The organism is Pseudomonas sp. FBCC-B1565 (assembly GCF_059133265.1).
The window spans coordinates 2,992,357-3,006,227 of sequence record NZ_CP101438.1; the positions used below are offsets into that span (position 1 = coordinate 2,992,357).

Annotated in this window: 9 protein-coding genes; 5 read left to right on the forward strand and 4 right to left on the reverse strand. The window is 62.5% G+C overall.

Annotated elements, in window-relative coordinates; all coding sequences use genetic code 11:
* Positions 1 to 130 precede the first annotated feature (130 nt).
* From treS to NL123_RS14240, 3 genes are all read left to right on the forward strand, one after another.
* Positions 131 to 3,478: a maltose alpha-D-glucosyltransferase gene (gene treS, locus NL123_RS14230; RefSeq protein ID WP_494358053.1), complete on the forward strand. Its 3,348-nt coding sequence runs from the start codon at positions 131 to 133 to the stop codon at positions 3,476 to 3,478.
* Complete coding sequence (gene glgB, locus NL123_RS14235; RefSeq protein ID WP_248481840.1) at positions 3,475 to 5,712, forward strand: 1,4-alpha-glucan branching protein GlgB; 2,238 nt, start codon at positions 3,475 to 3,477, stop codon at positions 5,710 to 5,712. The genes treS and glgB overlap by 4 nt, the downstream gene beginning before the upstream one ends.
* Before the next feature lie 90 nt (positions 5,713 to 5,802).
* Complete coding sequence (locus tag NL123_RS14240) at positions 5,803 to 6,930, forward strand: GGDEF domain-containing protein (RefSeq protein WP_248481839.1); 1,128 nt, start codon at positions 5,803 to 5,805, stop codon at positions 6,928 to 6,930.
* A gap of 48 nt (positions 6,931 to 6,978) precedes the next feature.
* Here the strand turns inward: NL123_RS14240 and NL123_RS14245 are convergent, their stop codons facing one another.
* The 3 genes from NL123_RS14245 to NL123_RS14255 form a co-directional block, all read right to left on the reverse strand.
* A complete protein-coding gene (locus NL123_RS14245; protein WP_494358054.1) occupies positions 6,979 to 9,159 on the reverse strand; it encodes a GAF domain-containing protein in 2,181 nt (726 codons plus the stop codon).
* A 152-nt stretch (positions 9,160 to 9,311) separates the two neighbouring features.
* Positions 9,312 to 10,163 (reverse strand): CAP domain-containing protein, encoded by an 852-nt coding sequence (locus NL123_RS14250; protein ID WP_248481837.1) that lies wholly within the window; start codon positions 10,161 to 10,163, stop codon positions 9,312 to 9,314.
* Between the two features lie 103 nt (positions 10,164 to 10,266).
* Positions 10,267 to 11,457 carry an MFS transporter gene (locus NL123_RS14255; protein ID WP_494358055.1) on the reverse strand — a complete coding sequence of 397 codons (1,191 nt, stop codon included), beginning with the start codon at positions 11,455 to 11,457 and terminating at the stop codon, positions 10,267 to 10,269.
* A gap of 113 nt (positions 11,458 to 11,570) precedes the next feature.
* On the opposite strand from NL123_RS14255, the gene NL123_RS14260 reads away from it, so the two are divergent.
* Complete coding sequence (locus NL123_RS14260; RefSeq protein ID WP_494358056.1) at positions 11,571 to 12,476, forward strand: LysR family transcriptional regulator; 906 nt, start codon at positions 11,571 to 11,573, stop codon at positions 12,474 to 12,476.
* A 21-nt stretch (positions 12,477 to 12,497) separates the two neighbouring features.
* Positions 12,498 to 13,163: a GNAT family N-acetyltransferase gene (locus tag NL123_RS14265; protein WP_494358057.1), complete on the forward strand. Its 666-nt coding sequence runs from the start codon at positions 12,498 to 12,500 to the stop codon at positions 13,161 to 13,163.
* A gap of 75 nt (positions 13,164 to 13,238) precedes the next feature.
* Here the strand turns inward: NL123_RS14265 and NL123_RS14270 are convergent, their stop codons facing one another.
* The gene (locus tag NL123_RS14270; RefSeq protein WP_494358058.1) at positions 13,239 to 13,868 is read right to left on the reverse strand and encodes a TetR/AcrR family transcriptional regulator; all 630 of its coding nucleotides are present in this window, start codon (positions 13,866 to 13,868) and stop codon (positions 13,239 to 13,241) included.
* Positions 13,869 to 13,871 lie beyond the last annotated feature (3 nt).

The window sequence follows — 13,871 nt, forward strand, 5'->3', positions numbered from 1 at the left end:
CGACTTGCCCCCGATAGCAGTGTGTCAGCCACAGCTTCATCAACTGACACACCATCATCGGGTGCAGGTCGAGTCGTCGCACTGCACCTCCCACATTGACCGAGTGGTTCAAGTATTTCAGGAGTTTCCAATGGCGAAGAAACCCAACGCTGCCACCTTCATCAAGGACCCGCTCTGGTACAAGGACGCGGTGATCTACCAGGTTCACGTCAAATCCTATTTCGACTCCAACAATGACGGTATCGGCGACTTTCCCGGCCTGATCGCCAAGCTCGATTACATCGCCGATCTCGGCGTCAACACTATCTGGCTGCTGCCGTTCTACCCCTCGCCACGCCGCGACGATGGCTACGACATCGCTGAATACCGAGGCGTACACAGTGACTACGGCACCATGGCCGACGCCAAGCGCTTCATCGCCGAGGCGCACAAGCGCGGCCTGCGGGTGATCACCGAACTGGTGATCAACCACACCTCCGACCAGCACCCCTGGTTCCAGCGTGCGCGCAAGGCCAAGCCCGGTTCGGCTGCGCGGGACTTCTACGTGTGGTCGGATGACGACCAGAAATACGACGGCACGCGCATCATCTTCCTCGATACCGAGAAGTCCAACTGGACCTGGGACCCGGTCGCCGGCCAGTACTTCTGGCACCGTTTCTACTCGCACCAGCCCGACCTCAACTTCGACAACCCGCAGGTCATGAAAGCCGTGCTGTCGGTGATGCGCTATTGGCTGGACATGGGCATCGACGGCCTGCGCCTGGATGCGATCCCCTATTTGATCGAACGCGATGGGACCAACAACGAAAACCTGCCTGAGACTCACAACGTGCTCAAGCAGATCCGCGCCGAGATCGATGCCCATTACCCCGACCGCATGTTGCTCGCCGAAGCGAACCAGTGGCCGGAAGACACACAGCTGTACTTCGGTGACAAAAAGGGCGACGACGGCGACGAGTGCCACATGGCTTTCCACTTTCCGCTGATGCCGCGCATGTACATGGCCCTGGCCCAGGAAGATCGCTTCCCGATCACCGATATCCTGCGCCAAACCCCGGAGATTCCCGCCAATTGCCAGTGGGCGATTTTCCTGCGCAACCATGATGAGCTGACCCTGGAAATGGTCACCGACAAAGAGCGCGACTACCTGTGGAACTACTACGCCGCCGACCGGCGTGCGCGGATCAACCTGGGGATTCGCCGCCGGCTCGCACCGCTGATGGAGCGCGACCGCCGCCGTGTCGAGCTGCTCAACAGCCTGCTGCTGTCGATGCCCGGTACGCCGACCCTGTATTACGGCGATGAAATCGGCATGGGCGACAACATCTACCTGGGTGACCGCGATGGCGTGCGCACGCCGATGCAATGGTCCATCGACCGCAACGGCGGTTTCTCCCGGGCCGACCCGGCCAGCCTGGTGCTGCCGCCGATCATGGACCCGCAATATGGCTATCAGTCGGTCAATGTGGAGACCCAGGCCCAGGACCCGCATTCGTTGCTGAACTGGACCCGGCGCATGCTGGCGGTGCGCAAGCAGTCCAAGGCCTTTGGCCGAGGCAGCCTGAAAATGCTCTCGCCGAGCAACCGGCGCATCCTGGCCTATACCCGCGAATTTACCGGTGAGGACGGGCGCAACGAGATCATCTTGTGCGTGGCCAACGTGTCGCGCAGTGCCCAGGCGGCGGAGCTGGACCTGTCGGCGTTTGCCGGCATGGTGCCGGTGGAAATGCTTGGCGGTAATGCGTTCCCGCCCATCGGCCAGTTGAATTTCCTGCTGACCCTGGCGCCCTACGGTTTCTACTGGTTTGTGCTGGCGCCGGAAAACCAGATGCCCAGCTGGCATGTGGAACCGGCTCAGAGCATGCCGGACTTCACCACATTGGTATTGAAAAAACGCATGGAAGAACTGCTGGAAGAACCTTGCCGAGCGTCCCTGGAGCAGACCGCTCTGCCGGCGTGGTTGCCCAAGCGCCGCTGGTTCGCTGGCAAGGATACGGCGATCGACAGCGTGCGCATTGCCTACGGCGTGCGATTTGGCGACGCGCAGCATCCGGTGTTGCTCAGTGAAGTCGAGGTGACGGCCGCAGGCCAGGTCAGCCGTTACCAGTTGCCGTTCGGTTTCCTTGGCGAAGATCAATTCACCAGCGCCTTGCCCCAGCAATTGGCGCTGGCCCGAGTACGTCGGGTGCGCCAGGTGGGGTTGGTGACCGACGCCTTCAGCCTTGAGCACTTCATCCGTGCGGTGATCCAGGGCTTGCAGGCGGGCACCGTGCTGGAGACCAGTGACGGCGAGCTGCGCTTAGCTGCCACACCGCATTTGGCCAAGCTGCAACTGACGGATGAGGCGGAGGTGCGTTACTTGTCGGCCGAGCAGTCCAACAGCTCGGTGGTGGTGGGCGAGAGCCTGGTGCTCAAGCTGATCCGCAAAGTCGCCTCCGGCGTACACCCGGAACTGGAGATGAGTGCTTATCTGACAGCTGCGGGCTACCCGAACATTTCGCCACTACTGGGGTCGATGGTGCGCCACGACGCCGAGGGCGAGGACAATCTGCTGATGATTGCCCAGGGCTACCTGAGCAACCAGGGCGACGCCTGGAGCTGGACCCAGAACAACCTGGAGCGGGCGATCCGCGACGAACTGGCCGAGGCCATTTCCGAGCAGGAACAACACTACAACGCCTTGGGCGAGCTGGCCGATTTTGCCGGCTTGCTCGGCCAGCGCCTCGGCGAAATGCACCAGGTGCTCGGCGCCAAAACTACCGACAAGGCCTTCAAACCCGAAGTCACCACGGCCAAGGACACCCAGGCCTGGGCCAAGGATGTCGGCGCGCAGCTGGACCGTGCGCTGCACCTGCTCAAACTTCATCAAAGCCAGTTGAACCCGGCGCATCAAGTGCTGGTCAGTGATTTGCTGGCACAGAAAAAAGCCATCGCCAGCCATGTGCAGGCCTTGGCGAAAGCCACGGCGGGCGGGTTGCGCATCCGCGTGCATGGTGACTTGCACCTGGGCCAGGTGCTGGTGGTGAAGGGCGATGCTTACCTGATCGACTTCGAAGGGGAGCCGGCGCGGCCATTGCATGAGCGACGTGGCAAGCACAGTCCGTACAAAGATGTGAGCGGTGTATTGCGCTCATTCGACTATGCGGCGGCGATGGCCCTGAATGTTCAAGGGGTGGATCACTCGCCCGAGGCGGACCAGGCGCGCAGACGCGTGACAGAGCGTTACCTCAAGGAAGCACGCCAGGCCTTTATCCGGGCTTATCAGGCGGCGACGGCTACACTGGCGCATGACTGGCAGGATGCCAAAGGCCAGGACGCCGCGCTGACGTTGTTCAGCCTGGAGAAGGCCGCGTACGAAGTGGCTTACGAAGCAGAAAACCGCCCAACCTGGTTGCCGGTGCCCCTGCAAGGGTTGCACGGATTGTTGAGCGGTATCGCACCTATATCGAACACTGCACGCGGTGGGGAGACGTCATGAGCTTTACACATAAAGAACCGCTGCAACCGAAACTGACTGCATTGCCGGCGTCCAAGGACGTCGAAGCGCTGGTCCGCGCCGAACACCACGACCCGTTCTCGATTCTCGGGCCACACGATGATGATCACGGCGGCCAGTTTATCCGTGCATTCCTGCCCGAGGCCTTGAGTGTTCAGGTGCTGGCCCGCGACAGTGGCGAGGCGCTCGGCAGCCTGGACGCGAGCCAGGTGCCGGGCCTGTTTGTCGGCCAGTTCAAGACCCGTCAGCCGTACCTGTTGAAAATCCAGTGGGCTGGTGGCGAGCAGATTACCGAAGACCCGTACAGCTTCCAGCAACTGCTGCTGGGTGAGATGGACCTGTACCTGTTCGCCGAAGGTAATCACCGCGACCTTGGCAGTTGCCTGGGCGCCCAGGTGACCAGCGTCGATGGCGTGGCGGGCGTGCGCTTTGCCGTGTGGGCGCCGAATGCGCGGCGGGTGTCGGTGGTGGGCGACTTCAATATCTGGGACGGTCGGCGTCATCCGATGCGCTTGCGCCATCCTTCCGGCGTGTGGGAGATCTTCATCCCACGCCTGCAACCGGGTGCGGCCTACAAGTACGAAATTCTCGGTGCCCATGGGATCCTGCCGCTCAAGGCCGACCCAGTGGCGCTGGCCACCCAGTTGCCGCCGGACACTGCCTCCAAGGTGGCCGAACCGTTGCAGGTGGACTGGCAGGATCATGAATGGATGCAGGCGCGGGTCGATAAGCAGAAGGCCACCGCGCCGTTGTCGATCTATGAACTGCACGTGGGCTCCTGGCAGTGCGAGTTGGACGAGGCGGGCGAAGTGGCCCGGCAATACAACTGGCGTGAGCTGGCCGAACGCCTGATTCCCTATGTGCAGCAACTGGGTTTCACCCACGTCGAGCTGATGCCGATCATGGAGCATCCGTTCGGCGGTTCCTGGGGCTACCAGGCGTTGTCACAATTTGCTCCCACGGCGCGGTTCGGTTCGCCGCAGGATTTCGCCTACTTCGTCAATGCGCTGCACCAGGCCGATATCGGTGTGATCCTCGACTGGGTGCCGGCGCATTTTCCTACCGATACCCACGGCCTGGCGCAATTCGACGGCACTGCGCTGTACGAATACGCCAACCCGCTGGAAGGCTTCCACCAGGATTGGGACACGCTGATCTACAACCTGGGCCGCACCGAGGTGCACGGCTTCATGCTGGCTTCGGCGCTGCACTGGCTCAAGCATTTCCACATTGACGGGCTGCGCGTGGATGCCGTGGCGTCGATGCTCTACCGCGACTATTCGCGCAAGGCCGGCGAATGGGTGCCCAACCGCCATGGCGGCCGTGAGAATCTCGAAGCCATCGACTTCCTGCGCCATCTGAACGACGTGGTGGCCCAGGAAGCGCCGGGTGCATTGGTGATTGCCGAGGAATCCACCGCCTGGCCGGGCGTGAGCCAGCCGACGCAACAGGGCGGGCTGGGCTTCAACTACAAATGGAACATGGGCTGGATGCACGACTCACTGCACTACATCCAGCAGGACCCGGTGTACCGTGCCCACCATCACAACGAACTGAGTTTCGGCCTGGTGTATGCCTGGTCCGAGCGGTTCATCCTGCCGATCTCCCATGACGAAGTGGTGCATGGCAAGCACTCGCTGATCGACAAGATGCCCGGCGACCGCTGGCAGAAATTCGCCAACCTGCGCGCCTATCTGGCGTTCATGTGGATGCATCCCGGTAAGAAACTGCTGTTCATGGGCTGCGAATTCGGCCAATGGCGCGAGTGGAACCATGACCAGCAATTGGACTGGTACTTGTTGCAATACGCCGAGCACAAAGGCGTGCAAAAGCTGGTGGGGGACTTGAACCGGCTGTACCGCGAAGAGCCGGCCTTGCATGAACAGGACGACGCACCCCAGGGCTTCCAGTGGCTGATCGGCGATGACGCCATCAATAGCGTCTATGCCTGGCTGCGCTGGAGCAAGGACGGCAAGCCGGTGCTGGTGGTGGCCAACTTCACCCCGGTGCCGCGTGAGGGTTACGCCGTCGGTGTACCTTTTGCTGGGCGCTGGAGCGAAGTGATCAACAGTGACGCCGATATGTACGCAGGTTCCAATTACGGCAATGGGGGCGAGGTGTTCACCCAGGATGAGCCCCGTCATGGTCAAGCGGTGTCGCTGTCGCTGAATCTGCCGCCCCTTGGCGTGTTGATTCTGCGTCCGGAAGCGCTTTAAAGGCTCTACTGTGCTGGATTCTGTTGTCCACGCTACTGGCAGGGTGCCACAATGGCGCCTTTGTCGTAGCAGTCGAATCGGGCGAATTTCATGAATGGCCTTGGGCGTGGGCAGGACCAGGATTGCTTTATAGAGGAGCAGGTGCGGACTGATCGTTTGCACCAGCTGTTCCGGCAGTCATTTGCCGCCATCTTCGGCAGCTACTTGGGCGCCATGATGCTCTGCTGGCTGTGTTGGGACCGCTTTGATCATCAAGTCATGCTGATCTGGCTATTGACGCTGGCAGCCTCGACGTTGCTGCGACTGCAGATGTTCATGGAGTGGTTTCGTTGCCCCAACGCCGAGCGCACCCCGGATCGCTGGGAGCGCCGCTACTGGACCACGCTGATGCTGTCGGCCGGTATCTGGGGCTTTGGCGCGTTGGCGGTGATGCCCACCGATGACCGGCTCTCCCAGGCGCTGGTGATGCTGTTCACCGTGGGCATGTCGGTGAGTGCAGTGTCGTGTTACTCGGCCTATCGCTATATGACGCTGGGGTCCATGGGCCTGGTTTTACTGCCATGTACCCTATGGTTGCTGTTCCAGCCTTCCTCGATGCAAGTGGGCGTGGCCGTCGCGGTACTGGTGTTTTCCACCTTTGTGGTGAGCGCCACGCGCAAGTTGTCCGATGCCCTGGAAAAAGCCTTTCGCCTGACCCGGCAAATGGAGCGTGCCCACAACATTTCCACTCGCGCCGCACAGACCGATGAACTCACCGGCCTGATGAATCGCCGCGCCTTTTTCGAGCATGCCCAGGTGTTGTACGAACAATGCCGCCACAATCGTCAGCCGCTGTGTGCGCTGATGATGGACATGGACCACTTCAAGGAAATCAACGATACCTACGGCCACCAGGCCGGTGACCAGGTGTTGCGCCAGATTGGCGGGGTGATCAGCGCTTCGTTCCGCCAGGCTGATGTGTACGGCCGCCTGGGTGGAGAAGAGTTTGCGGTGCTGCTGCCCAACACTTCGCTGGAAACCGCACGGGTTATCGCTGAACAGTTGATCAAGGCAATCTCCGGCCTGTCCTCCGCGCCGGTGCATGGGTTGACGGCCAGCCTCGGTGTTGCGTCCACCCACACTCAGGATCAAGACCTGCACGGCCTGATGAATACGGCTGACAAGGCGCTGTATCGCGCCAAGGCCCAGGGCCGCAATCAGGTGGCGGTGGCGGAGTAAGACTTCAAATTGTAGCAAGCGGGCTTCTTTGGCAACCAGGCCTGGTCGCTAGGGCATCGCCTTGGTCAGTGCCCGCGCCACCTGATCGGCCGAGTAGGGCTTGGCAAGGAACTCGAACCCTTCGTAGCCGCTGTCGGCCAACTCTTCGCTGTAGCCGGAAGTCAGCACCACCGGCAAGTCCGGGCGCCGCTGACGCAGTACCTTGGCCATGGCCACGCCGGTCATGCCGGGCATCACCACATCCGAAAACACCCCATCGAAGGCCAGGGCATCGGCGCCGGCCAGGGTCAGTGCCTGTTCGGCATCGGTGGCCCAGGTGGTGCGGTAGCCCAGGTCCTGAAGGATCTGGTTGGCGAAGCGGCCCACTTCCAGGTTGTCCTCCACGATGAGGATATGGCGCTGCGCTGCGGTGTGGACCGGCGCAAGATCTTCCTGCTGCTGCACGTCGGGCATTGCTTGCGGGGCCACTTCCGGCAGGTACAAGGTAAACACCGTGCCCTGGCCCACGCGGCTGGCCACGTCGACGTTGCCACCGGACTGCTTGGCAAACCCGAACACCTGGGACAAGCCCAGGCCAGTGCCTTTGCCGACCGCCTTGGTGGTAAAGAATGGCTCGAAAATGCGCTCGAAGGTATCGCCCGGAATACCGCTGCCGGTGTCGGTCAGGGAGACGCTGACAAATGGCTGGAGTGCCTGCGCATCGCCGCGGATGCACGGCAGTGCCTCGAGCGTGGCGACGCGCAGGGTCAGGGTGCCCTGGCCGTCCATGGCATCCCGGGCGTTGAGGGCGATGTTGATCAGGGCGGTTTCAAACTGGCTGGAGTCAACCCGCACATGGCAGGGGCGCTCTGGCAATTGCACCTGTACGCGGATGCGTGCGCCGGTGACGCTTTCGAGCATCTCGGCGATGTTCTTGACCCGCTGGCCCGCATCGAAGACTTCCGGGTTCAGCGGTTGGCGACGGGCGAAGGCGAGCAACTGGCTGGTGAGCTTGCTGGCCCGTTCCACCGTATCGGACACCGCCCCCATGTAACGCTGGCGGCGTTCTTCGGACAGCCCAGGCTGGCGCAGGAAGTCCACCGAGGAACGAATGATGGTCAACAAGTTGTTGAAGTCGTGGGCCACGCCGCCGGTCAATTGACCAATGGCTTCAAGTTTCTGGGACTGGTGCAACGCAGCTTCGGCCTGGGTGAGGGCCGCGGTGCGTTCCTGCACCCGTTGTTCCAGTGTGGCATTGAGTTCGGTGAAGGCTGCCAGGCCTTCGCGCACGGCGGCATCAGCGCGCACGCGCTCGATGTGCGCCCAGGAGCGCTCGGTGACTTCGCCCACCAACGCCAGGTCGTAGGGTGACCAGACCCGAGGCGCTTTGTCATGCACGGCCATCAACGCCGTGAGACGGCCGTGCTTGATCAGCGGGAAACACACGGTGGCCAATGCGCCCAAGGCCTGATAGCTGGCGGCGTCTTCAGGGGTGAACTCGAGGCGATTGTCTTGCACCACCAGCGGCTCGCCGGCGCGCAGGCGTTGCACCGCCAATGCGCCGAACGAGGCCAGGCTGTAATGGCCGACGATGCTCGGCGAGCCGTGCGCTGCCCAGTTGCCGCGAATGGTAAAACCGTCTTCGTCGGCATCCATGTCGGCATAGGCGCAGTTGGAGACTTGCAGGTGCTCGGCCAGCAGGCGGGTGGTGGTGGCCATGATGTGTTCGGCATCGGTGGCGGTGGCGACCGCGTTGCCGATGGTGTCCAGGGCTGCCAGGCGCTGGGTGAGAAACACGGTGGTGGTGGTTTCGGTGACCGTGTCGAGCATGCCGACGATCTTGCCATTGGGGTCCCGGATCGGGCTGTAGCAGAACGTGAAATACGCCTGTTCAGGCCCGGCACCACGCTCGATCACCAAGGGGAAGTTTTCGATATAGGTCGCGCGCCCTTCGAAGGCCGCGTCGGCGATCGGGCTGATCTGGTCCCAGACTTCGTGCCAGGTTTCGCTGAAAGGGCGGCCCAATGCGTCAGGCTTATCGCCAAGGATCGGAATAAACGCGTCGTTGTACAGCGTGATCAACTGTGGCCCCCAGATGATGGCCTGGGGGAAGCTTGAGGCAAAACACAGTGCGGCTGTGGTCTTGAGCACATCCGGCCACTGTTCCAGCGGACCCAGGGGCGTACTCGCCCAGTCATGCTGGCGCACCCGCTCAGCCATCTCGCTGCTGCTTTGCAGCCAATTCATCATTGCAAGAACACCTTGTTTACCGCGGTCTGTTTAACGCCTGGAAGGGAGGGCCTGACAAGCAACAGACCGGAAAGCCCGCTGGCAGTTCAGCGGGATTATCGCGGTGATATCAATTTGATGCACTATCCGTATGGATAGATCTGCAAACCTGCTTATTGCGCGCCGAAAACCGCCGTCCAATAAATCCCTGCGTCACTCTTCGGGTCCATCGCATAGGCCGCGCCCAGTTCGCGGAACTGCGGGTTCATCAGGTTGGCGCAATGGCCCGGGCTGGCGAGCCAACCGTCGACCACCTTGCGTGGCGTGTCCAGGCCGGCGGCGATGTTTTCGCCGATGTTCTTCGCGATGTACCCGGCCAACTCCGCACGGTCGCCCGGTGTGCGGCCGTCGTGGTCGAGGTGGTCGAAGAAGTTGCCGTTGGCCATGTTGCGCGTGTGGCTGTTGGCGGCGCCGGCCAGGTCGTCATTCCACGACAACGGCGTGGTGGCGGTAAACGCCTGGGTGCCGCATTGCCGTGGCTGAGACCGCGCGGTGTTGATCAGGTTGAGCAGTTGCCTGCCTTCGGTCTGCCAGTCGCCCAGGCCACTGGTCAGCAGCGGGCGAGCAAGCACGATGCGCCAGTCCTGGCCGCTGTTGCTCACGCCGATATCAACAAATTGCGGGTCCAGCACCACGCGACAGAAGCTTTCGCGCACGGCCTTCATCGCCGCCTGGGCATCCTTGGGCCCGGACAGGCTGATGGCCTGCACGTTGACCATCGGGTACGCGGCGCGTGCCAGCGCTTGCTGCAAGTCGCCCACATTGGTGGCCGGCAGCACCAGCCGTGTGTCGCTGGCCAGCGGTGGCAGTTCCTGGGAACCCTGGTCGCCGCAGCGCTGCACCTGGCTGCGGTATTGGTTGATCTGTTGTACCAACTGACTTTCTTCATTCGCCATCGCGCTGGCGCAGAACACCGTACTGGCGGCCAGCGTCGTAAGACCCATCATCAATGACAGAACGCGCATGGACGTTACCCTTGAGCTTGAAAGTGCCCATGATGCGCGATGTAACCCGGTCTGGCGCAACGCCTTTTTTGTTTTTTTGCCTCAATGGGTGTTCTGGAGGCCGTTAAGCGCTGAAGCGACGCCATGCCATCACACTGGCCAGCAGGATCAACCCCAGCGCCACGCTGAACGTGGTATGCAGGCCATAGGCCACGGACTGGGGCAGGGCGCGGGTCACGTCCGGGCTGGCCCAGGCGAACACGGCACCCAGTACGGACGTGCCGACGATCAACCCGAGATTGCGTGACAGGTTCAGCAGCCCCGAGACAGTGCCTCGCTGCGAGCTGTCCACATCGCTCATGACCGCCGTGTTGTTGGCGGCCTGGAACAGGCTATAGCCCGTCGTCAAAACGACCAGCGAGGCAAGGTAGGCGATCAGTCCGGACCCCAGCGACAACAACAGCGCACCACAGGCCAGCACTCCCAGCCCGGCGAGTGTCACGCGTTGGCTGCCGAAGCGATCGGTGAGACGTCCGGCCGGTACGCCGGTGAAGGCCGCGACACAGGGGCCGAGCGCCATCGCCAGGCCCATCCACTCAGGGTCGAGGCCCAGGCCGCGGGACAGATAGAACGGCCCGACCACAAAGGTGGCCATGATCACGGCGGCGACCAAGGCACTCATGGCCAGGCCGGCGCGTAACGTTGGCGCCTTCAGGAAGGACCAGGAACCTCGGCCTATGGACGATGGCGCGCAGGGGCGATCAACCGGCAAATACTGGTAGGCGATTGCGGCGGCCACCGATCCCAGTGGTATGCCGACGAGGAAGATAGCGCGCCAGCCCCACACACTGAGCAACAGGCCCCCCATGATTGGCCCCATGGCGGTACCCACGGCTGACATTGTGCCGAGCAAGCCCATGACCCGGCCGGTACGCTCCTTGGTCACCGTATCGCCAACCATGCCCAGGGCCATGGCCATCATGACCGCCGCGCCCAGGCCTTGCAGGATGCGCGCGGCAATCAGCCATTCAAGTGCCAGCGCCATGCCGCAAAGTCCACAGGCCACGGTGAACAGTACCAACCCGGCGAGCAACAATCGCCGGCGCCCCAGGCGATCACCCAGGCGCCCGGCACTCACAATCACCGCGGTGATTGCCAGCAAGTAGGCCAACACCACCCACTGCACGGCGTGAAACGAGGCATCAAACGCGTGCGCCAGGCTGGGCAAGCCGACGTTGGCGATGCTGGTGCCGAGGGAGGCCAGCAACATGGACAGGGACAGGCTGACAAGGCTGCCACGGGAAGACGTGTGCATGGGTAATTCCTTGAATGAACGCAACTGTCACAAATCTACGGCGTGGCCTAACATGGCGGAAGACGCATGAGTTGCAGTTAATACCTGCATGCAACGCCTGATAAGGAGCGCCGATGCCCGATCTCAACCTGTTGATCACCCTGGATGCATTGCTCGCCGAAGGCAGCGTTGCGGCGGCGGCCAAACGCCTGCGGCTGAGCGCATCGGCCATGAGTCGCGCCCTGGCGCGTCTGCGCGAGACCACCGGCGACCCATTGCTGGTGCGCGCCGGGCGTGGCCTGGTGCCGACGCCAAGGGCGGTGGAACTGCGTGAACAGGTCAGTCGCCTGGTGCAGGAAGCCCACGCCGCGCTACGCCCCGTGCAATCGTTGGACATGGCCCAGGTCGAGCGCACCTTTACCCTGCGCACCAGCGAAGAGTTCGTCGAGAATGTCGGCCCGGCCCTGTTGGCGCGCATCGCCGGGGAGGCGCCCGGCGTGCGCCTGCGGTTCATCAACAAGACCGACAAGGACAGTGCAATGCTGCGCGAAGGCCGTGTCGACCTGGAAACCGGCGTGGTCGACCCCAGCGCCAGCCCGGAACTGCTGACCCAGGCATTATTCCGCGACCGTCTGGTGGGCGTGGTGCGCAGTGGCCATGCCTTCAGCCAGGGCACGGTCAGCGCCGAGCGTTACGCTGCGGGCCAACACGTCTACGTGTCCCGGCGCGGGCAGGACCGTGGCCAGATTGACAATGCGCTGGAAGCCGTGGGCCTTACGCGGCAGATCAGCACCATCGTCGCCGGTTTCGCCACCGCCATCGCCCTGGCCCGCGACACCGACCTGATCGCCAGCGTGCCAGAGCGCTACACCACCCATCAACGTGCAGGCCTCTACAGCTTTGCGCTGCCGCTGACGCTGCCGGGCTTTACCGTGGCGATGCTCTGGCACCCCCGGCTGGATGCCGACCTGGCGCATCGCTGGTTGCGCGGGTGTTTGCGTGAGGTATGCGCCGAACAGGTACAATCCGCGCTGCCTTGACGCTGAACCCCAGGAATTTGCATGTACAGCCTTACCCGCTACACCACACCATGCCCCGAGCCGATCAACAGCCAGATCCTGCAACTGGTGGTGGATAACCTCACCGACATCAGCAGCGTAGCGCTGCCGCCGAGCAACCTGCTGTACAACATCTACCAATACGCCACGGGCTTTGAAGTGCACCTCTACCTGGAAGCGCTCAACGGTGCCAAAGGCATTGCGGTCGAGTTGGTGGTGGCGATGGACGGCGAAAAGCTGATGGGCTTTTGCCTGTACCTGCCCGTGAAGGATGATCCCGAGGCCTGCGGTGTGGCGTTCATGGCGGTGCAAGTCGGCTATCGCCGCCAGGGTGTGGCCCGCGCAATGATGCGTGACGTGCTGAGCCGGTATCCCCATGCGGAACTGGCGTGCTCAGTGGAGAAGGTGCCCGCATTTGAGGGCATGGGCTTTCAAGTGCGTGGTGCACGGGGCACCCAGGTGTTGATGAACACGCGGGACTACGGCACCGACGGCCTGATGGGCGTGCTGGATGTGGCAGCGATCTACAGCTCGCTGGAGGTACGGCAGATTCATACGTACCTGCTGCAAAAGCATGGCAAGCGCGCCATGGTGGACGCGGAGAAACAGCGTGATCGGCACCTCGATCAACTGGCGCGCAAGGTGCGGTTGTTTGTTGACGGGCGTTGAGTGAACCTTTTTTGTGGCGAGCGGGCTTGCTGTGGCAAGCCTGCTGACTACAACCCGCCCTCGCTTATGGCTTTTTCAGGCTCCAGTTGCCGCCGCCGTGCCGGTTATTCCTTCGACACGCCCACGATTGACCATCGCCAGGATGGTCGCCAACAACTCCTGCTGCGCCTCTTCACGGCTGATCTCACCACTGGCCGCCGCTTGGGACAACGCCTCCGCAGCCCCCAGCATTGCCCTTAGACCCGCCTGGGAAATCCGTCCGAACGGCGACAGCGCATCGCGGCATTTATCGAGAAAGATCGCCTCGTACTGGCGCTTGAGCGTCTCAAGCTCCGGCGAGCTGCTGAGCGCGGCAATCACCCCCGGAATTTCCCGACCCTGCAACAGCACGCAGTCCACATAGGACGCGGCGATCACCCAGGCACGATCCTCAAGCGTGGCGCTGCTGGCCTCGATGGCGTCGACAAACACCTGGTTCTGGCGCGCATCGAAGTCCTCGTACAGCGCGGTCAACAACCCGGCGCGAGTGACGAAATGGTCGTAGACCACCGGCTTGGTCACGCCCGCCAACTCCGCCAGGCGGCCGAGAGTCAGGGCGTCGGTGCCTTCATCGCGCACCAGTTGCCAGGCTACTTCAAGTAATTGGCGCAGGCGATCTTCACGGGACAGGCGACGGCGTGGGGCAGGGGATGCAGGGCTTGACATGCT

Bases quoted from the DNA above. Each gene is read 5' to 3' on its own strand.
- treS (WP_494358053.1), top strand. From the start codon at position 131: ATGGCGAAGAAACCCAACGCTGCCACCTTCATCAAGGACCCGCTCTGG.
- glgB (WP_248481840.1), top strand. From the start codon at position 3,475: ATGAGCTTTACACATAAAGAACCGCTGCAACCGAAACTGACTGCATTG.
- NL123_RS14240 (WP_248481839.1), top strand. From the start codon at position 5,803: ATGAATGGCCTTGGGCGTGGGCAGGACCAGGATTGCTTTATAGAGGAG.
- NL123_RS14245 (WP_494358054.1), bottom strand. From the start codon at position 9,159: ATGATGAATTGGCTGCAAAGCAGCAGCGAGATGGCTGAGCGGGTGCGC.
- NL123_RS14250 (WP_248481837.1), bottom strand. From the start codon at position 10,163: ATGCGCGTTCTGTCATTGATGATGGGTCTTACGACGCTGGCCGCCAGT.
- NL123_RS14255 (WP_494358055.1), bottom strand. From the start codon at position 11,457: ATGCACACGTCTTCCCGTGGCAGCCTTGTCAGCCTGTCCCTGTCCATG.
- NL123_RS14260 (WP_494358056.1), top strand. From the start codon at position 11,571: ATGCCCGATCTCAACCTGTTGATCACCCTGGATGCATTGCTCGCCGAA.
- NL123_RS14265 (WP_494358057.1), top strand. From the start codon at position 12,498: ATGTACAGCCTTACCCGCTACACCACACCATGCCCCGAGCCGATCAAC.
- NL123_RS14270 (WP_494358058.1), bottom strand. From the start codon at position 13,868: ATGTCAAGCCCTGCATCCCCTGCCCCACGCCGTCGCCTGTCCCGTGAA.